The organism is Pseudosulfitobacter sp. DSM 107133 (assembly GCF_022788695.1).
Lineage (GTDB): Bacteria > Pseudomonadota > Alphaproteobacteria > Rhodobacterales > Rhodobacteraceae > Pseudosulfitobacter.
The window spans coordinates 2,263,061-2,282,807 of the sequence record NZ_CP085154.1; the positions used below are offsets into that span (position 1 = coordinate 2,263,061).

General features: G+C 61.2%; 18 protein-coding genes and 1 tRNA gene. 7 read left to right on the forward strand and 12 right to left on the reverse strand.

Annotated elements, in window-relative coordinates; translation table 11 throughout:
* Positions 1-827 precede the first annotated feature (827 nt).
* Positions 828-911 (reverse strand) — tRNA-Leu (locus DSM107133_RS11090).
* Positions 912-1,045: 134 nt separating this feature from the next.
* On the opposite strand from DSM107133_RS11090, the gene DSM107133_RS11095 reads away from it, so the two are divergent.
* Positions 1,046-1,624 (forward strand): YqaA family protein, encoded by a 579-nt coding sequence (locus DSM107133_RS11095; protein ID WP_114295608.1) that lies wholly within the window; start codon positions 1,046-1,048, stop codon positions 1,622-1,624.
* A complete protein-coding gene (locus DSM107133_RS11100) occupies positions 1,621-2,079 on the forward strand; it encodes a disulfide bond formation protein B (RefSeq protein ID WP_114295523.1) in 459 nt (152 codons plus the stop codon). Before DSM107133_RS11095 ends, DSM107133_RS11100 begins: the two co-directional genes overlap by 4 nt.
* Here DSM107133_RS11100 and DSM107133_RS11105 read toward each other — a convergent pair.
* On the reverse strand, positions 2,076-2,501 hold the full coding sequence (locus DSM107133_RS11105; RefSeq protein WP_114295609.1) for an Lrp/AsnC family transcriptional regulator: 426 nt from the start codon (positions 2,499-2,501) through the stop codon (positions 2,076-2,078). The two genes, DSM107133_RS11100 and DSM107133_RS11105, sit on opposite strands and share 4 nt — an antisense overlap.
* Positions 2,502-2,609: 108 nt before the next feature.
* Here DSM107133_RS11105 and rocF point away from each other — a divergent pair, with 108 nt between their 5' ends.
* Both rocF and DSM107133_RS11115 read left to right on the forward strand, forming a co-directional pair.
* The gene (gene rocF / locus DSM107133_RS11110; RefSeq protein WP_114295524.1) at positions 2,610-3,533 is read left to right on the forward strand and encodes an arginase; all 924 of its coding nucleotides are present in this window, start codon (positions 2,610-2,612) and stop codon (positions 3,531-3,533) included.
* Between the two features lie 10 nt (positions 3,534-3,543).
* Positions 3,544-4,590, forward strand: coding sequence for an ornithine cyclodeaminase (locus DSM107133_RS11115; protein ID WP_114295525.1), 1,047 nt, complete (start codon positions 3,544-3,546; stop codon positions 4,588-4,590).
* A 40-nt stretch (positions 4,591-4,630) separates the two neighbouring features.
* Here the strand turns inward: DSM107133_RS11115 and DSM107133_RS11120 are convergent, their stop codons facing one another.
* From DSM107133_RS11120 to rpiB, 6 genes are all read right to left on the reverse strand, one after another.
* Positions 4,631-5,215, reverse strand: coding sequence for an HNH endonuclease (locus DSM107133_RS11120; RefSeq protein WP_114295526.1), 585 nt, complete (start codon positions 5,213-5,215; stop codon positions 4,631-4,633).
* Positions 5,216-5,448: 233 nt separating this feature from the next.
* Positions 5,449-6,063 carry a hypothetical protein gene (locus tag DSM107133_RS11125; protein WP_114295527.1) on the reverse strand — a complete coding sequence of 205 codons (615 nt, stop codon included), beginning with the start codon at positions 6,061-6,063 and terminating at the stop codon, positions 5,449-5,451.
* 91 nt (positions 6,064-6,154) lie between these two features.
* Positions 6,155-6,820 (reverse strand): alpha/beta fold hydrolase, encoded by a 666-nt coding sequence (locus DSM107133_RS11130; RefSeq protein WP_114295528.1) that lies wholly within the window; start codon positions 6,818-6,820, stop codon positions 6,155-6,157.
* Positions 6,817-7,449 (reverse strand): DNA-3-methyladenine glycosylase, encoded by a 633-nt coding sequence (locus DSM107133_RS11135; protein ID WP_114295529.1) that lies wholly within the window; start codon positions 7,447-7,449, stop codon positions 6,817-6,819. Before DSM107133_RS11135 ends, DSM107133_RS11130 begins: the two co-directional genes overlap by 4 nt.
* Entirely contained in the window at positions 7,446-8,186 is a 741-nt protein-coding gene (locus DSM107133_RS11140; protein ID WP_114295530.1) for a precorrin-6A/cobalt-precorrin-6A reductase, read from the reverse strand. The genes DSM107133_RS11135 and DSM107133_RS11140 overlap by 4 nt, the downstream gene beginning before the upstream one ends.
* 21 nt (positions 8,187-8,207) lie before the next feature.
* Positions 8,208-8,666: a ribose 5-phosphate isomerase B gene (gene rpiB / locus DSM107133_RS11145; RefSeq protein ID WP_114295531.1), complete on the reverse strand. Its 459-nt coding sequence runs from the start codon at positions 8,664-8,666 to the stop codon at positions 8,208-8,210.
* A gap of 242 nt (positions 8,667-8,908) precedes the next feature.
* Here rpiB and DSM107133_RS11150 point away from each other — a divergent pair, with 242 nt between their 5' ends.
* Positions 8,909-10,183, forward strand: a complete 1,275-nt coding sequence (locus DSM107133_RS11150) for an MFS transporter (protein WP_114295532.1) — start codon at positions 8,909-8,911, stop codon at positions 10,181-10,183.
* Between the two features lie 4 nt (positions 10,184-10,187).
* On the opposite strand, the gene DSM107133_RS11155 is transcribed toward DSM107133_RS11150, so the two are convergent.
* From DSM107133_RS11155 to cysS, 4 genes are all read right to left on the reverse strand, one after another.
* Positions 10,188-10,952 (reverse strand): squalene/phytoene synthase family protein, encoded by a 765-nt coding sequence (locus DSM107133_RS11155; protein WP_114295533.1) that lies wholly within the window; start codon positions 10,950-10,952, stop codon positions 10,188-10,190.
* Positions 10,936-11,931, reverse strand: coding sequence for an alpha/beta fold hydrolase (locus DSM107133_RS11160; RefSeq protein WP_114295534.1), 996 nt, complete (start codon positions 11,929-11,931; stop codon positions 10,936-10,938). The genes DSM107133_RS11155 and DSM107133_RS11160 overlap by 17 nt, the downstream gene beginning before the upstream one ends.
* Positions 11,921-13,534 (reverse strand): citramalate synthase, encoded by a 1,614-nt coding sequence (cimA, locus tag DSM107133_RS11165; RefSeq protein ID WP_114295535.1) that lies wholly within the window; start codon positions 13,532-13,534, stop codon positions 11,921-11,923. Before cimA ends, DSM107133_RS11160 begins: the two co-directional genes overlap by 11 nt.
* 178 nt (positions 13,535-13,712) lie before the next feature.
* Positions 13,713-15,068: a cysteine--tRNA ligase gene (cysS, locus tag DSM107133_RS11170; RefSeq protein WP_114295536.1), complete on the reverse strand. Its 1,356-nt coding sequence runs from the start codon at positions 15,066-15,068 to the stop codon at positions 13,713-13,715.
* 234 nt (positions 15,069-15,302) lie between these two features.
* On the opposite strand from cysS, the gene DSM107133_RS11175 reads away from it, so the two are divergent.
* Positions 15,303-16,481, forward strand: a complete 1,179-nt coding sequence (locus DSM107133_RS11175) for a pyridoxal phosphate-dependent aminotransferase (RefSeq protein ID WP_114295537.1) — start codon at positions 15,303-15,305, stop codon at positions 16,479-16,481.
* Between the two features lie 855 nt (positions 16,482-17,336).
* Complete coding sequence (locus tag DSM107133_RS11180; RefSeq protein WP_162792168.1) at positions 17,337-19,712, forward strand: DUF4214 domain-containing protein; 2,376 nt, start codon at positions 17,337-17,339, stop codon at positions 19,710-19,712.
* Positions 19,713-19,747: the final 35 nt, after the last annotated feature.

Genomic DNA, 19,747 nt, shown 5'->3' on the forward strand with positions numbered 1-19,747 from the left:
TTCTCTTCCTCTAAAGGCGTGGTGCACGCCAACGCCGCACCACTGCGGACTAACCAAACTCGTACCCTTGAAAAGAACGATGCATTCGGCGGTCGGGCGAGCCGCACACGAAACACACAAGCCGTGGGAAGATGTCCTGACGCGCAGGTACAGTAGCCAAGGCACAGCCTTGACCTCATGCGTATACGGTGTTGCGGCAGCAACCCGGCTCACGCACATCTTCCACATCAAAATTGATGCGTCTCAGTGCGGTCGCCCCCGTGACCTTCAGACATCGCCCCCCAGTTGGGCACCTTCAGTCATACAATTGCCAATGTGGCGAACAAAGCGAAAAATGTCGGAAAAACAGCAACAATTGCACAATAAAGCCCGCTTGACGCCGCAAATCAACTGACAGTTGCGGCGCATGTTTTCCAAATTGTTTCCGCTATAAAATGAAAAAATCAATGCTTAGCGTGCAAGTTTGCGATTTTGGCGCCGCCGAACAGGGTTTAGGTTTCCGAATGGGAAACAACGCAATACAAAAACCAAAGCCCATATTTTGCCCCAATTCAGGGCCCGTGGAAATTGAAGGTGTTCAGAATTAAGAACCAATTGTGTCTGAATTGCGCTTTTGGTTCAAAATCTCCCCTAAAGCTTGAAATCAATGCGATTCGTTGCGCCGTCCGATCCCCCTGTCTGACGCACGGATGCAGTTGCGCTTCAAAGCGTTTTTCAGGTCAGGAAAAAGGGCCGCAGGACGCAGCGCACGCCACCGACAGCACAAGCGCCCACGAACGGCGTGGTTGATGGGACGACAAACGCCCAGCAAAATATTGTCTGTAAGGTGGTACCCAAGGCCGGACTCGAACCGGCACGCCTCGCGGCGGGGGATTTTGAATCCCCTGCGTCTACCATTCCGCCACTTGGGCCTCACAGGTGCCGTTTAGCGCGCCGGCTTGCGCGCGTCCAGAGGCTTTTTACCTGTGCACTCGACAGCGCATAGTCTTGACGCGAAATGTCCTGCATGGTCTTGCAGGGCAAAGCGGCGCAAAGAGGGCCACAGGTGATACGCAAGTTATACGACTGGGTTCTGCGCATGGCAGATCACCCCAAAGCCATGTGGCTGCTGGCGGGCATTGCCTTTATCGAAAGCTCGGTCTTTCCGATCCCGCCGGACATCCTGATGATCCCGATGATTATCGCCCGCCCGTCGCGGGCCTGGCTGATTGCGACCATTGCGCTGGTCGCGTCGGTGCTGGGCGGGCTGCTGGGCTATGCCATTGGCGCGCTGGCTTTTGACACATTGGGGCAACCGATTCTGGCGATGCTGGGCAAGGCCGACGCGATGGCCGAATTCAACACCCGCTTTAACGATCTCGGCTTTTGGGCGGTTCTGGGCGCGGGCATCACCCCCTTCCCGTTCAAGGTGATTACGATCATGTCAGGCTGGACCGGGATGCCGCTGGGCACCTTTATTGTCACCTCAATCCTCGCGCGCGGTATCCGGTTTTTCGTGGTTGCGGGCCTGCTTTGGCGCTTTGGCGCACCAATTCGTGATTTCATCGAACGGCGTTTGGGTCTTGTCTTTACCTTATGTCTGTTGCTTTTGGTCGTCGGATTTTACGCGACGAGGTACCTATGACACAGCGCCACTGGATCACGATTGCAACGCTGGGGTCGACTGCCCTGATGCTGGGCGCGCTGGGGTTTCAGTACCTTGGCGGGTTTCATCCGTGCAAGCTGTGCTACTGGCAGCGCTATCCGCATGTGGTCGCCATCGTCATCGGCGCAATTGCATTGTGGATGCCCAACCGTCTGCTGATCCTGCTGGGCGCTGCCAGCGCCGCTGTCACCGGGGGCTTTGGCGTCTATCATGCGGGCGTTGAATGGAAATGGTGGCAGGGTCCGACCACCTGCACCTCCGGCGACATCACGGGAATGAGCACGGATGCGCTGTTCGACCAGATCATGAGCGCACCGCTGACCCGCTGCGACGATATCGTCTGGCAACTGGGCGGCCTGTCGATGGCCGGCTGGAACGCGATCCTGTCGTTCGTGCTGGTCGGGTGCTGGCTAATGGCGCTGCGCAAGCCCTAAGAGGATTTGCGCGTCGACAGCAGCAACGAAGTCTCCGAAGCCACAACGCCGTCAAGACGGCGGATGTCGAACAGCACTTTGTCGAAACTTTCCAGCGTCTCTGTGCCGATTTCAACGATCACGTCCCAGCGGCCGTTGGTCGAATGGATATGGCGCACCGCGCTCATGCCCTGAAGCTGGCGGATGATCCGCTCGGTGCCGCGTCCTTCGATGCCGATCATCATCAGCCCGCGCACCGGATCTTGCAGCGCGTCCTCGCGCAGGACAACCGAGAACCCCAGAATATCGCCCCGTGCCTGCAGCTTTTCAATGCGCCCGCGCACCGTGGTGCGGGTGACACCAAGGCTTAAGGCCAGATCCGACAGCGATGCACGCGCATCATGGCGCAGGGCGGCAATCAGGCGTTTGTCCATTTCGTCCAAGTCATCCTCCCGTTTCGAGCAATCTGCACCCGATACGATCACTTTGGCCGCTTGCCGGCAACCCGTTTCGCGCAATATCTCTGTTCATAACAAGACAGGAGAGCCGCAATGACCACCCAAAACTGTATTCTGATCGGCGCACCGATGGATTGCGGCAAGCGCCGTGCCGGGTGCCTGATGGGCCCCGATGCCTATCGCACCGCCGATCTGGCAGGCGCGCTGCAATCGCTGGGTCATACCGTGCAGGATCGTGGCAATGTCACCCCTGCCGCTGTCGATCCCATCCCCCATGACCGCCTGCACAAGCTGCCCGAAACCATTGCCTGGACCAAGGCGCTGGCCGATGCCAGCGAAACGGCGTTGCAAGACGGCTTTCCGATCTTCATGGGCGGCGATCACGCGCTGGCCCTTGGCACCGTATTGGGGGCCACCCGCCATGCCGCCGCACAGAACAAGCCGCTGTTCGTGCTGTGGCTGGATGCGCACACCGATTACCACACGCCACAGACCACAGACACCGGCAACCTGCACGGCACGCCCATGGGTTATCTCGCGGGGCGCGAAGGCTTTGACGGTTTTCCGGTGGTCGAACACCCGGTCCCCCACGCCAATATCTGTATGCTGGGCCTGCGCTCGGTCGATCCGGCGGAACGTGCGGCGCTGCAAGACACCGATGTCACCTATATCGACATGCGCGCCATTGACGAACACGGCATCGCAGGTCCGCTGAATGCCTTCCTCGACAAGGTGCGCGCGGCAGGTGGCATGTTGCATGTGTCGCTGGACGTCGATTTCCTCGACCCGTCTGTCGCCCCTGCCGTCGGCACCACGGTTCCGGGCGGCGCCACCGTGCGCGAGGCGCATCTGGTGATGGAGATGCTGCACGACAGCGGCCTGATGACCTCGCTTGATCTGGTCGAACTGAATCCGTTTCTGGACGAACGCGGCCGCACTGCGCAGCTGATGGTGGAACTGACCGCCTCTGCGCTTGGCCGCCGCATTTTCGACCGCCCCACACGCGCTTTCAGCTAAGGAGACGCACATGCTGACCCCCTCCGAAAAGGCCCTCGTGCCCTTCGTCTCTGTCGACCACATGATGCAGCTGATCCATCACATCGGGATCGAACCCGCATTGATCGGACTTGCCGATTATATCGAAGCCGATTTTCGCCGCTGGGAACTGTTCGACAAGACGCCGCGCGTGGCCTCGCATTCTGCCGAGGGCGTTATCGAACTGATGCCAACCTCGGACGGTGAGGTTTACGGCTTCAAATATGTAAACGGACACCCCAAGAACACCGCAGACGGTTTGCAAACGGTCACCGCCTTTGGCCTGCTGGCCGATGTCGCCACCGGCTATCCGGTGCTGCTGTCGGAAATGACCATGCTGACCGCGATGCGCACTGCCGCCACCTCGGCACTGGTGGCGCGGGTGCTGGCGCCCAAGGGGGCCACGACCATGGCCATGATCGGCAATGGCGCGCAGTCCGAATTCCAGAGCATCGCGATGAAGGCGATCGTGGGCATTGATACGGTGCGCCTGTACGACACTGACCCCAAGGCCACCGCGAAGTGCGCGGCCAATCTGGCGGGCAGCGGGCTGACGGTTGTGTCCTGCTCCAGCCCGGAAGAGGCCATTGAAGGCGCGCAGATCCTGACCACCTGCACCGCAGACAAGCAATATGCGACGATCCTGACCGACAACATGGTGGGTGCGGGCGTTCACATCAACGCCATTGGTGGTGATTGCCCGGGCAAGACCGAACTGGCCCCTGCGATTCTAGAACGCTCTGACATCTTTGTGGAATTCCCGCCACAAACGCGGATCGAGGGCGAGATTCAGCAGCTTGCGCCCGATCATCCGGTGACCGAGTTCTGGGAGGTGCTGAGCGGAGCCAAACCGGGGCGCACCTCGCAGGCGAAGATCACCCTGTTCGACAGCGTGGGCTTTGCCACCGAGGATTTCAGCGCACTGCGCTATGTGCGCGACCGGATCGCGGGGACTGCGTATTTTCACCCGCTGGACCTGCTGGCCGATCCTGACGATCCACGGGATCTGTTCGGAATGCTGCAACGGTCGAACGCCTGAGGGGCGCACGACGATCCGCGTCACCCGTTGTCGCGCGGGCCTACGCCTCCAGCTCGGCGTCCCAGTACAAAAAGTCCATCCACGCCTCGTGCAGATGGTTGGGCGGGAACTTGCGGCCCATGTTGCGCAGCTCTTCTGCGGCGGGCTGGCGCGGCGGTTTGCGCAAGGACATACCCGTGCGGTGCAGCGCCTTGGACCCTTTTTTCAGGTTACAGGGGCTGCACGCCGCCACAACGTTCTGCCAGCTCGTCACGCCGCCACTGGCACGCGGCACCACATGGTCAAAGGTCAGATCGCCCCGCGCACCGCAGTACTGGCAGCGGAATTCATCCCGCAAAAATAAATTAAAGCGCGTGAAGGCCACGCGCTTTTGAGGTTTGACATAATCTTTGAGGACGACAACGGACGGTATCCTGAACACCGTACTGGGGCTTCGGACCACTTCGTCATATTCGGCGACGATGTCCACCCGATCCAGCCACGCCGCCTTGACCGCTTCCTGCCAGGGCCACAGCGACAAAGGATAGTAACTGAGTGGCCGGTAATCCGCATTCAGCACCAGTGCAGGATGCTGTTTCAACGCACCCGGAGCGCGTGTGAATTCCGTTCTGAAATCGCCGTCCATTTCGTGCAATCATCCTCGCCCGATTTGACACCCGCGCCGACCCTGCGACATCGGGTCAGAGCATCTGCTCACGCCTGATAGGTTCGACTATATCTCGTGGCAAGTTTCTGACAAGTCCGGTTTTCACCACTAGATGTTCCAAACGCCCTTGGGGCGAAAATTTCACATCCCCGTTACAAAATCAGGCATCTGAGCGCAGTCAGACATAAGCTGCACAACCAAGGCAGACAGAATCACTGTCCGTTGCTGGCAAATGGCAAGTCTTGCCAGCCCTCGCGCAGGCAATTGCTGGCGCGGGCTGAACGGATGGCCCGGCCATTCAGACGCAATTCGGGCATCACTTCGCGGCTAAGATCATAGACCGCCAGCGCCAGACACAACGGCGGCATGTCACTTGCCTGAGACAGGTTCACGAAATGCACGTCAATGTGCTGCCCCGGATGCACGCGCCAGCGGAACGACCGGTAAACGGTGCTGTCGGGTGTTTCATGCAGACGTTCGGCAAACAGCCTATGCCACGGACTGTCGCGCAGCCAGTCGGTTTGATGCCAGTCGGCCAGACCCACCACCCAGACATCGGCCCCCGACAAACGCGAGACTTCCTGATGACGGTTGATAACCCGTTCGGGGGCGTCCACCTTGCGCAGCGCGGCACCGACACCCTCGGGCATTCCGGCCATGCGCAAAACAAAATTGCGCCCCAGCTCTTTTTCCAAGGTGATCGGGGGAACAAGATCTTCGCCGGTGCGTTTGGCCAAGGCTGAAGGTGCATAGAGCTGCGCCCCCAGCAGAACCGAAAACCCCATAACCGCCCGCGATAAGACGGACTTGACGCGTTTGTTCAACATGTGCTGTCCCTGCTTGCCATTGCTGTTTCGATACAATGGCAAGTGAGGCACAAAATCTTATCAAAAAACAGGGTTGCGGCGCCGAGGCGCCTCAGAATCCCAGTTTGTCACGCAAAAACGCCAGTGAAATGCTCAGCCCGTCGGGTGCGATGCCGTGGGCGGTGCCCTTCATCACATGGGCGAACACGTCTTTCCAACCGGCTTCCTGCAGGGCTTCGGCGGCCTGCGGCAGCGATTGTGGCGGCACCACGTCGTCCTGATCGCCGTGTACCAGCAGGATCGGAGGGCGCGACACAGCCTCGTCGGCCAACACCTCGGGGTTCAGCAAGCGGCCCGAAAAAGCCACCACACCGGCCAGCGCGTCTTCGCGGCGCGGCGCAACGTGCAGCGCCATCATTGTGCCCTGGCTAAAGCCGAACAGCGCAACCTGTTCGGGCATCAGGTCTTCGTCGACCATCAACGCATCAAGGAACGCATTCAGATCCTCGACCGCCGCGCGCATCCCGCGTTCAGCCGCTTCCTCGCTTGATCCGTCGATCCACGGGATCGGGAACCATTGAAAGGCGTTCGGCATCCCTTCGATACGCTCGGGTGCGTCGGGCGACACGAACAGCGTGTCAGGCAGATGTTCCGACAGCGGATCGGCCAGCCCCAGAAGGTCGGCACCGTTGGCACCATAACCGTGCAGAAAGACGACGGCCGAGCGGACCTCGCCTGATGTCGGTTCGCGGCGCTGCGAGTGTAAAACGCGAGTCATGTGATCCCTTCCCTGCCTTTTGCTATTCGGTAGTACGCAAACAGACAGCGCGCCGCAACCGACCGCCACGGGGTCCAGTCTTCGGCCATGGTCCGCAACTGTTTGGGCGTGGGGCGTTCGGGCAGATCATAGAGCACCCGCGCCGCCTCTTGCAGTGCCAGATCGCCCGGCGCGAACACGTCGGCGCGGCCCAAACTGAACATGGCGTAGATCTCGGCGGTCCACACGCCGATGCCCTTGATGGCAACCAATGTGGCGATGACCTGCGCATCAGGCGCGTGGCGCAAGGCGGCATAGTCGATGTCGGCCCCCGCCAGCGCCTGCGCATAGGCGATTTTCTGACGGCTCAGGCCGACGGCGCGCAGCCCTGCTTCTCCAGCGTCCAGAACGGCGGTTTCGCAGGTCAACCCCGCCGCCTCCATCCGTGCCCAGATCGCAGCGGCCGAGGCGGTGCTGACCTGCTGGCTGATGATCGCAGACAGCAGCTGCGCAAACCCGTCGGCGCGGCGGCGCAGTGGCAAGGGGCCGGTTTGTGACAGCGCATGGGCCATGCGCGGATCATGCGCGGCCAGCCACGCGGCGCCCTCGGCGACATCGGCGTCGGTATTGATGATGCGGCCAACGCTCACAGGCTGTCGGCCCAGCGGGCGACGGCACGCGCATCTGTCAGGTGCAGGCCCGCCGGCGCGACAGGCCGCGCCAGCATCACCATTCGCAACCCCAAGGCGCGGGCCGCCGTCACCTTGGTATCCGACGCCGCCCCGCCGGTATTACGGAACAGGACTGCATCAACTGCCAGTTCACGAAATAGCGCCATTTCGGCGGCGTGGGAAAACGGCGGGCTGCCAAAGATGTAGTGCATGTTCTCCTGTGGCGGCGGGGCAGCGTGTTGCGTCGTCTGGCGAATGAACAACTGGCCGTCATATCCTGCCAGCTCGGGCAACAGCGCGCGCCCCACATTGGTAAAGACGCGCCTAAAGGGCGCAATCGCTGCCCGCGCCGCCGTCATATCGGCCACCTCATGCCAGCGATCCAGTGGCTGCGGCCCCCACGCAGGGCGGCGCAGAAGGGCGTAGTTGGCCCCCGCATCCGCGCAAGCCGCCGCCGCATCACGGCTGATCCGACCGGCAAAGCCGTGGGTTACGTCCAGCAAATGGGTAAAGCGCCCATCCCGCAACGCACCAGCCAGCCCCGCACGGTCTGGCGTCACACCCTCCAGATCGGACGGCATAGCCGCCTGCGGCGCACCGCACCAAAGCAGACTGACCACCAGCCCCGCACGCCCGCGCAACGCCGCCTGAACCGAAGCCGTCTCACCGGCTCCGCCCAGCAGCAATATGCGCGCACGCGGCGCTTGTGGTTCCATGCCTCACCCCATGCAGGTGTCTCAGGAGGTCAGTTCCTCAGACGCTTCGATCATATCCACACGGGTGGCGTGGCGGCCACCCTCAAACGTAGCGTTCAGAAAGGCATCGACGATGTCCAGCGCCAGCCCCTCACCCAGCACGCGCGCGCCCAGCGACATCATGTTGGCGTCGTTGTGCTGGCGGATCATGCGGGCCGAGAACGTGTCGGAGCACACACCGCAGCGGATGCCTGCCACCTTGTTCGCCGCCATCATGATCCCCTGCCCGGTGCCACACAAAAGAATGCCAAGCTGGCAATCGCCCGATGCGACTCGTTCTGCCGCAGCCTTGCCATGCAACGGATAATGGGTGCTTTCGGATGTGGTCGGGCCGATGTCCACGACCTCCCAACCCTGCTTCGCAATATGCGCGGCGATGTTCTGGCGCATTGCAATGTCGGCGTGATCGCTGGAAATAACGATGCGTTTGCTGTCTGTCATTGTACTAGGTCCCGTGTCCCATTCCGATCCGGCACTTGGGCCCTGTTCGATCGGCTGGTCAGTGTTGCGTTCATTTTCCGGTGCGCGCTCTATAACATGGCCCAAAGCGGCGCGCAGCCGCTGAATGCCGGGCTTGTGACGTAACGTGACTTTTCACGCCATAGCTGTGCCAGCGCGCGCGACGCGAATTATCTGCGGTCGGGTGCTTGTCGCCCTTGGGTTTCAGGTTTACGCCTTTCGAAATGACACATTCAAATGACAGCCTGGCCAAGCGTAACGTGGCCGTTCTGGTCTGCGCCCAAGCGCTTTTGGGCAGCCAGATGCCGATGATTTTCGTGGTGGCGGGGCTGGCGGGGCAATCGCTGGCCACCAACGTCTGTTTCGCCACCCTGCCGATTTCGCTGATCGTATTGGGGTCCATGCTGTCGGCAACGCCGGTGTCGGCGATCATGCAAAAATATGGCCGCCGCGCGGGCTTTTTTGTAGGTGCCACAGGTGGTGCCATGGGCGGCATCGTGGGGGCATATGGACTCTACCTTGGTTCGTTTCCGATTTTTCTGGCGGGCAGCCTGCTGACCGGTATCTATATGTCCGCCCAGGGCTTTTACCGTTTTGCTGCCGCCGACACCGCATCGGATGAATTCCGCCCCAAGGCGATTTCCTATGTGATGGCCGGCGGGCTGCTGTCTGCCGTGATCGGCCCGCAGGTGGTCAAACTGACGGCGGATGCCTATGTGATTCCCTTCCTCGGCACATATCTCGCGGTTATCACCGTCAACGTGGTCGGCTCGCTGTTGTTCCTGTTCATCGACATCCCCAAGCCCCCCGTGCCCGCAATGGACGCGCCCAAAGGCCGCAGCCGTCTTGAGTTGTTGAAAACGCCGCGCATTGCCGTGGCTGTGATCTGTGCCACCGTGTCCTATGCGCTGATGAACCTTGTGATGACCTCGACACCGCTGGCGGTTGTGGGCTGTGGGTTATCGGGCGATCTGCTGCCCGGCACGGACCTGAGCGGGCTGAGTGCTGCCGAGCAACGCTCGACCTTCATCAATCTTGCGTCCAACGTGGTTACAGGCCACGTGCTGGCCATGTTCGCGCCGTCCTTCTTTACCGGCCACCTGATCAACCGCTTTGGCGTGGAAAAGATCATGGGGCTGGGTATCGCCATTCTGGGCGCGGCCGGCATCGTGGCGCTGTCCGGCGTGACCCTACCCAATTTCTTCGTGGCGCTGATCCTGCTGGGACTGGGCTGGAACTTTGGCTTTATCGGGGCCACGACGATGCTCTCGGGATCGCACCTGCCGCATGAACGCGGGCGGATGCAGGGCCTGAACGACTTGCTGGTGTTCGGCGGCGTCACGATGGCATCGCTGGCCTCGGGCGGGTTGATGAACTGTTCCGGCGGCAGCCCTGTCCAGGGCTGGGCCGCGGTCAACATCGCCATGGTGCCGTTTCTGGTGCTGGCAGGCGGATCGCTGATCTGGCTGATGCTGCGCCCCAAAGAGGCCGCAGCCTAAGCCATCAGGACCAGCGCCACAGCAGCAACGACTGGCGTGCCGGATTGATCTGCAACGCCCCTGCCGCCACGCGGCCCGGCTCGCGGGCGGCCTGCTTCAGGATGGCCTGCGTCAGGAACCCTTCGGTCAACGCAGGCGCGCCCGGCCCTGCGGCGCGGCGCAATGCAGCGCGGGTCGGCAAGGTGCTCAGCGTCTCGCGGCAGAGGGCAGCAATCGCCTCGGCGCGCCCGTCCACCAGCGGCACGCGCTTTTGCGCCTCAAGCTCAGGGACTGCCTGCAAGAACCGCGCCAGTCCCGTCGCGGTGCCAAAGGCATGCACCGGAGCTTCGGCCTCGGACCCAGCCCCCAACGCCTGCGCCGCCGCCCACATCAGTGCACCCGACGTGTCGGCCAGATAGGCGTGAAAGTGATCCGCATCCTCGAAAGGATCGCGGTAGATGTCCCAGCGCCGCGCGGCCACCAGACGGTCCAGCGCCTTGGCTGCGTCGGTGTCCAGCGCATGGGCCAGCGGTGTCACCACCTCGTGCCGCCGCACGATCCCGCCTTTCGCGATTTCTTCCAGCGCATCGCGCCACCATTGCAGGCGCATCTCGGCAATCATCGCCTCCTGGGTCACCCAAGGGGCGCGGGCAACCTCGACGTTGAAGGCATACAGCGCGAAAAGCACCGGACGCGCAGCGACAGGTGCCGCCATCGCTGCGCGAAACCGCTCGGGATCGGCACGCTCGACAAGGGATGCACAGGCGGTCAGGTCACTGTCGAACGGCATTTATCGCCTCTTGGATAAAATTCAGCGTTTGTGGCGCATCGACAATGCCCAAGTGCCCCACGTTCGGGACAACATGGTACTGCCCCGCCCCGGTCACGCTGCGCATCAGCGGCGCATAGGCCTCGGCAACAAAGGCTTCGTCTTGCGCACCGACCACCAAGGTGAAGGGCGGCAGGGCTGCGACGTCACGCAGGAAATCGGAACGCGGCGCAAAGCTGCTGTTCAAACGATAGGAATAGGCCGTGGTCGCCGTGTCTCCCAGCGGGCCGTCAAGCACCGCAGGGGGCATGTTGAACTGAATAATCTTCAGATGGTTCAGCGCGCGGATGCCCACGGCGTTCAGCATACTCAAACCGATCAAGCGGCGCACCAGCACCCGCGCCCAGCCGCCTGAATTGCGCCGTGTGGTGGCGGCGTTGTGTTTCAGAAACGGGGCCAGCAGAACCGCACGGTCCATCAGCGCCCCCTGCGCGCCGCCAGCCATACGCACGACCAGCCCCCCGCCCGAGGAATGGCCCACCATCACGACCTTTTGCCCCTTTCGGGCCTGATCGGTGATCAGGTCGGCCAGGTCATCCTCGAACTGGCCGATGTAATCCACATCACCACGCCGACCCGGCGCCGCCCCATGGCCGCGTAGATCAGGCACCACCACGTCGGCGTTAGATGCCAGCGCTGTGGCCAGCGCGTGAAACTGCAAACCGTGCCAGCCCGACCCGTGCACCAGCACGACCAGCGGCACATCTTCACGACCCGACGCCCCGTACCGCCGGATTTGCAGCGCGTAACCGTCGCGCATACGCACCGGCACCGTTGGTGCGACTTCGCCATAGTCCCGCGCGAGCGTCTCGCTGAAATCAAGGCCGCTGTCACCGTTTGCCGCCGTCTGGTGCGGGCGTTGGGTGACAATCAGCCCCAGCGCGATCAGCAAGGTTGATCCTGCCGACACCGCCGCGAATTTCAGGACACTAAGCAACATCGCGGATCAGCTTCCACCGGATGGCGTCCAGCAAGGCCTCGAAGGACGCATCGACTATGTTGGCGCTGACCCCCACGGTCGACCAGCGCCGCCCCTGCCCGTCCTCGCTGTCAATGATGACGCGCGTGACGGCCTCGGTCCCGCCTTGTGTGATGCGCACCTTGAAATCCACCAGCCGCAAGTCTTCCAGATGCGCCGAGTAGCGCCCCAGATCCTTGGACAATGCTTTGGACAGCGCGTTCACCGGGCCGCGATCGCCGCCGGTGTCGTCCATGCTTTCGCTGACCGACAACAGCTTTTCACCGTCAACCTTCACGACGACCACCGCTTCGGACAGGCTTATCATCTTGTCGTATTTGTTTTTGCGCCGCTCGACGGTGACGCGGTAGCGTTTGACCTCGAAGAAATCGGGCAGTTGTCCCAACTCTTCACGGGCCAGCAGTTCGAAAGACGCCTGCGCCGTGTCATAGCTGTAACCTTCGGCCTCGCGCGTCTTGATCCGGTCCAGAATGCGCCCCAGCGCAGGGTCGGCGCGGTCCACGCTCAGCCCCATGCCGGTCAGCCGCTCGCGCAGGTTCGACTGCCCCGCCTGGTTCGACATCGGAATGATGCGCGTGTTGCCGACGCGGGCGGGGTCGATGTGTTCATAGGTCGTGGGGTCTTTGGCGATGGCGCTGGCGTGCAGCCCCGCCTTGTGGGCAAAGGCGGAAGCACCGACAAAGGCCGCCTGTTTCTGCGGCACCCGGTTCAGGATTTCATCCAGCATCCGGCTGATGCGGGTCAGGTTCTCCAGCGCCTCGGGCGGCACGCCGGTCTCGAACCGGCTGGCGTAGGGCTCTTTCAGAAGCAGGATCGGGATCAGCGTGGTCAGGTTGGCATTGCCACAGCGTTCGCCAAGCCCGTTCAGCGTGCCCTGAATCTGGCGCGCGCCTGCATCGACAGCCGCCAGCGCACAGGCCACGGCGTTTTCGGTGTCGTTGTGGGTGTGAATGCCCAAGTGGTCGCCCGGAATGCCCGCCGCGATCACCTGCGCCGTGATCCGCCCCACGTCGGCAGGCAATGTACCGCCATTGGTGTCGCACAGCGCAATCCACCGCGCACCTGCGTCATAGGCAGCGCGGATCGCGGTCAGCGCATAGTCGGGGTTGGCCTTGTAGCCATCAAAGAAATGTTCCGCATCAAAGATCGCCTCGCGGCCTTGGGCGACCAGATGGGCGACGGATTTGGCGATGTTGTCGGTGTTTTCGTCCAGCGTGATGCCAAGAGCGGTCTCGACGTGAAAGTCATGAGTCTTGCCCACAAGGCAGACAGCAGGAGTATTCGCATTCAGCACGGCGGCCAGCACATCGTCGTTCTCGGCGGACATGCCGTTGCGTTTGGTCATACCGAATGCGGTCATGGTGGCGCGGGTCTGGGGTGCTGCATCGAAAAAGGCGCTGTCGGTGGGGTTGGCCCCGGGCCAGCCACCTTCGATATGGTCGATGCCGAGGCTGTCGAGGGCGCGGGCGATGGTGATTTTCTCATCAGTGGAGAATTGCACGCCTTGCGTCTGCTGCCCGTCACGCAGGGTGGTGTCGAAGAGGTAGAGGCGTTCGCGGGTCATGATACCCTCCCGACCAGTTGGGCTGCGGTGTTTACGCGGCCCCCAGCAGCAACTTTATGTTCGCTTTTCAGATCATAGGGCAGCCCCCGGCCGCGGGTGGGGGAGAAGCCCCCGCCCGGGGGGGCGGTCGGGGGCTGCCCGGCGTGCCGCCGGACGGAGGACTGAAGACAGCGCACCATCACAGATCCTCCAGCTTATCGGGATCAAACGCAGGCCCCGCGACCAAATCAACGCCATCCTTGCGCATCTTCACTTCGACGCCAGCCGCCACCAGCATCTGCTTCAGGGCATCAAGCTTGGAAAAGTCCTTGGATGCCATGGCTTCAGCACGGACGGTGGAAAAGGCCGCCTCATAGGCACTCAAATCCGCATCAGACGCCGCAGCCCACGCGGGCACGCCATCTGCAACCAGTCCAAGCAAACGCAGGCTCGCCAAGAGCGCGCTTGCATCACTTTTTTGCGCAAGCTGGTGCATCTCGACAATCGCTTGCGGTGTGTTCAGATCGTCGGCCAGTGCCTGAACCACAGCCTCCGGCGCCGGCCCTTCGGACGTCCCCTCAACCTGCCCATACCACTTGCGCAACGTCGCCTCCGCCTCGGCCCGCTTCTTTTCGGTCCAATCCATCGGCTTGCGGTAATGCGTCGACAGCATCACAAACCGGATCACTTCCCCCGGCACCCCCTGCTCCAGCAAGTCGCGCACCGTGAAAAAGTTGCCCAAGGACTTGGACATCTTCTTGCCCTCGACCTGCAACATCTCGTTGTGCATCCAAACGTTTGCCATCTGCTCGGTGCCATTGGCGCAGCAGCTTTGCGCAATCTCGTTCTCGTGGTGGGGAAACATCAGGTCGTTACCGCCGCCGTGAATGTCAAAGCGGTCGCCGAGCAGCGCCTTGGCCATGGCCGAGCATTCGATATGCCAGCCGGGTCGCCCGCGTCCCCACGGGCTGTCCCAGCCCGGTGTCTGCGCGTCCGACGGCTTCCACAACACGAAGTCCATCGGGTCTTCTTTATAGGGCGCAACCTCGACCCGCGCGCCCGCGATCATGTCATCGACCGACCGGCCCGACAGCGCGCCATAGCGGGCGTATTCGCGCACGCGGAACAGGACGTGGCCTTCGTTGGCATAGGCAAAGCCGCCCTCGATCAACCCTGCGATCATCTCGACCATCTCGCCAATATAGGCAGTGGCACGGGGCATGTGATCCGGCTCAAGCGCACCAATCGCACCCATGTCGTCCAGAAACCATTGCGACGTCTCGGCGGTGATCTCGCCGATGCTGCGCCCGCTTTCGGCGGCGCGTGCGTTGATCTTGTCATCCACATCCGTGAAATTGCGCACATAGGTCACGCGCGGATACTGCGTTTTCAACAGCCGGTAGAGAATATCGAACACCAGCACAGGCCGCGCATTGCCCAGATGGGCGCGGTCATAGACCGTAGGCCCACAGACATACATCCGCACGTTTTTAGGGTCCAACGGCACAAAGCTCTCTTTGCGGCGGGTGGCGGTGTTATACAGTTGGATGTCCATCAGGCGTCCTCGCGCAGGTGTTGGCGCGGGCCTAGCAATTCTGATGTGTCATGGAAACAAAGAACCGGCCCGCTGAGTGGATCAGCAGATAATGCAGCAGGTGATAATGATGCAGGTTCTTGTCATGGCGCCAGCTAACCCGCAGCGGTACGCGGGGTCAAGCCCCAGCCGGTGTTGACAATCCGCAGCCCCTCTGACCCCTTGGCCAAAACCGGCACAGGAAAGGAACGGCAGATGAAAATCTCGCATCGCTTGGCAAACATCAACGGCGGCGGATCGGACGGCTGGGACGTGTTCCTGAAGGCACGCGGCATGATTGCCGATGGGGTGGCCGTCACCGAACTGACCATTGGTGAGCACGACATCGGCACCGCAGCCCCGATCCTGCAAGAAATGCATCGCGCCGCCATGGGCGGGCACACGGGCTATGCCATGGTGCCCGGCATCAACACACTGCGCGACACGGTGGCCGCACGGGTGCAGGCGCGCACCGGCGTGGCGACCACACGCGACAACGTCATCATCACGCCGGGCGGACAGGCCGCGCTGTTTGCCGCGCACACGGCTGTCTGCGATCCGGGCGACACGGCGCTGTATATTGATCCCTATTACGCCACCTACCCCGGCACCATCCGCGCGGTCAGCGCGGTGCCGCAGCCGGTGGCTGCACAGGCCGACAACGCCTTTCAACCGCGTGCGGCAGATATCGCGGCAGCAGCGGCCAAAGGGGCGGCTTCGCTGCTCGTCAACTCGCCCAACAACCCCACCGGCGTAGTCTACAGCCGCGAAACGCTGGAAGGCATCGCAGAGGTCTGCAAGGCGCACGATCTGTGGCTGATCTCGGACGAAGTGTATGACACCCAAGTCTGGACCGGCGACCACCTGAGCCCGCGCGCCCTGCCCGACATGGCCGCGCGCACGCTGGTGGTGGGATCTATGTCGAAATCCCACGCCATGACCGGCTCGCGCTGCGGCTGGATTGTCGGCCCCGCGGAGGTCATTGCGCATCTGGTGAATCTGGCGACGAACACCACCTACGGCGTGCCGGGCTATATTCAGGACGCTGCCAGTTTCGCGTTGAACCAAGGCCCCGAGGTCGAGGCCCAGGTGGCCGAACCCTTCCGCCGCCGCCGCGAAAAGGCGATGCAGGTGCTGGCGGGCCAGAACACCGTCAGCCTGGTGCCTGCGCAAGGGGCGATGTACCTGATGCTGGACATCCGCGCCACAGGGCTCAGCGGCGACGACTTTGCCAACGACCTGCTGGACGCCCACCATATCGCGGTGATGCCGGGCGAAAGCTTTGGTCAGGCGGCCGCAGGCCATATCCGCGTGGCCATGACGATTGATGACGACCGGTTTATCGCGGCGCTGAAAACCCTGTGCGATTTCGCAACGGATTTGGCCGGGACCTAGAGTGGCGGACGCTGTGTCGGCGATACCGCCCGTCACCCCGCCAGAAATCCAACACAGCCGCGCCCTTGTCGAGATTCGCCAAAAGCGCTTGGAATGGGTGCTGTTCAGACTGATCCGGTCTTTAACCGTCATCGTATTTACTTAGGGTCTGTGTCATTGCTTCGGTAACGGGTGGAGGTGCACTCACTTATGACGACCTCAGATTTGACATTCTTATTTCGCCCCCCTGATGCAATAGCGTCCAGCCTTCGCATTGCCTTGTAGAAGACCTTTTGAAACGTCAGATAACTTTTACTTTCTCGTCACATATATGCCCCGAAACGGAACGCCGGACCTTCGCGCAATGGGCAGCGAAATAATGGTTCTCTGATGCACAGACGCAATCCCGCAGGCTACATAACGGGGCCGGTTTTGACTGCAATGGGTTGCTCTGCGTGGCGACCTGGGCAATTGTTATTCCCAACTGCATGGCATTTCAGGAATGTCATTTAGATTCATTTTTACGGATTCAATAGAAATAGGGTATGCATTGTGGAAGATGATTTTTCAGCAGACATAAACACCCAAGGCCGGCTGTCAGTGGGGGGCACTGCGACAGGTACGATCGTCAACGGTGTTGACAGAGACACGCGAGACTATGACTGGTTCGCCATTGATCTTGTTGCCGGACAGACCTACCGCTTTGCCGCAAGCAGCACCCAGACTGACGACATTTTCTTTGTTGGTTTCATTTTGGACAGTGCCGGTCAGATGCTTGATACCACCAATACAAGCGCGCGCGGAACACGAACATTTGTCGCCCCCGAAGATGGTCGATATTTTGTATCGGTGACCACCCTATCCTGGGAACAATTGGTGAGCAGAACCTATCAGGTGTCGGCCGAGGCAATTGAGCCAATCGAGCAGCTCGCCAGCGATCCCAGCACCGAAGGCCGCGTTGAAGTGGGCGGCAGTACACAAGGGGTAATTTCCGATGTGCAAGATATCGACTGGTACCGGGTAACGCTTGAGGCAGGGACAATCTACCGGATTGATCTGGAGGCGGGCGCAACAGCGATCAACACCTTGCCGCACGGGTTCATCGGAGGGGTTTTCAACGCCGCGTCGGACCAGTTGCAGGGATTTACCTCGCCGTTTGCAGCAGACCCGGATTCGCTTGCGTCGACGACCTTCACCCCGAATGCAGATGGCGATTATTTTATCGCGGCTTTCGGGGCAACAGGGCCTGGAGGCACCTACACGTTGAGTGTTTCCGAGGAGCCGCCGATTGTCGATGACTTCCCAGAAACCTTTGAAACGACCGGGCGGCTTGTGGTTGGCACAGACCTGACGGGTGAGATCAACCCGACCGGCGATGTCGACAGGATCGGAATAGATGTCGTCGCCGGCACTATTTATTCCGTAGAGATGCTGGGCACTTCGACCGGAGACGGCACCCTTTCAGACCCGCTGATTGCGCATTTCTTTGACGAGTCCTTCACACTCATCGGCGGGGGTGACGACGACAGCGGAAGCGGCAGTAATGCGCGCGCGATTTTGATGCCCACCAGCACAGGCACCTATTTCATGGATGTTCGGAGTTTTATCCCCGGCGGGGTCGGCACCTATACATTGCGGTTGTCTACGATCGAAGACGACTTTTCGGACGATGCCAGCACGACGGGAACGCTTGCGATTGGCGGTACGGCAGACGGGCGTATTGATTATACTTATTATTCAAACGACCACGGTAAAAGTATTGACAGTGACTGGTTTCGGGTCTCGCTTGAGGCAGGGAACCTTTATTCCTTCCGCATCGACGAGCGGGAGGATCCCAGCAATCCGTATTACGTTTCGGTCCCCCAGATTGCCTTGGTGGATGAAGACGGCAACCGCCTGAGCGACTATTATCGCGATCCGTACGGCTATTATGGCGGCAGCTCCTTCGGTTTTCTTGCGGAAGAAACAGGGGACTATTTCCTTCAGGTCAACAACCTGAACGATTACGCCACCGAGGGAAGCTATCAGGTTTCGGCCAATCTGGTGCTTGAAGCGCTAGAGGGCGAGAGCATCGGATCCAAGCAGGTCCGCGCGTCATGGGAAAAAGTTGGCAGCCATCAGGACGAAATCTTCTATTTGGGCAGCGATTATCAGCCGGGTTGGGTCCGGGGCGTGGGGGGCAACGACGTGCTGATTGGCGGAACGGGCGACGAGATCCTGATCGGCGATGATTCTGAGTCCCCCTCGGCAAATCCATACCGAAGCGCCGAGATATTCCGCGCCTACGAGCTGCTTCTGGGGCGTGCCCCCGATGCTTCCGGTCTCGCGGATATGCTTGACACATATGTGTCAACCTACGACATCGCGCGGATCCTTGTTTACAGCAAAGAGTTCGCAAACCTGCACGGCACGCTCGACAATTCTGCCTTTGTCGATCTGCTATATACCCAGCTCCGTGGCAGCGCTCCGGCAGCGGACGATGTGTTTCGCCAGGATCTGATTGCGCAGCTCGATAGTTATTCCTATCCCGAGTGGATAGCTCCGGTTTTCTTCAATAGCGGTGAATTCGGCAATAGGGTCGCAGGGCGGGATCTTGATTTCGCACTTCAGGATTACTCGAACACGGCCAGCAGCCAAACCATCTTTGACGCCTATGCCGCCGTGTTGGACCGCGCCCCCGATCTTGGTGGTTTCCTGGGCTGGATGGCCCGGATGAACAGTGGCCTTGACGCCGCCGGGCTGGCGCAGGGGATGCTGGGTTCGGCTGAATTCGCGGCCAAGGCAGCAGGCAGTGACGCAGCCTTTGTCGCCGCTGTTTCTGCACGTCTGGAAGGCGGGACGGCCTTTGATACGGACACTGTGGTTTCCCTGTTGGAAAGCGGCGCGCTGAGCCGCGCGGCGTTCGTCGCGGCGGCGATCACGCTGGAGGATGGTGCGGGTCTGGCCGATTGGATGCGTGCGCAAGGCACGGACGACATATTGGTCAGCGGTGGCGGCGCAGATACGATGATTGGCGGCGCGCTTTCGGATCGTTTCGTCTTTGCACCGGATGGTATGGCAACCGCGCGGATTCTCGATCTCGAAGCATGGGATACGCTTGATCTGCGTGCTTTCGATTTTGCAGACCGCGACAGCGCCCGGGCGGCCTTTGTTCAGGACGGCGACGATCTGGTATTTGCCGCACAGGACACGCAAATTCGGATCGACAGCTTTGATCTGGCGGGGCTTGGCGATCAGCTCTTGCTGGTCTGATGCACGTTCCATTTATGACAGTTGCCGACGGGCGG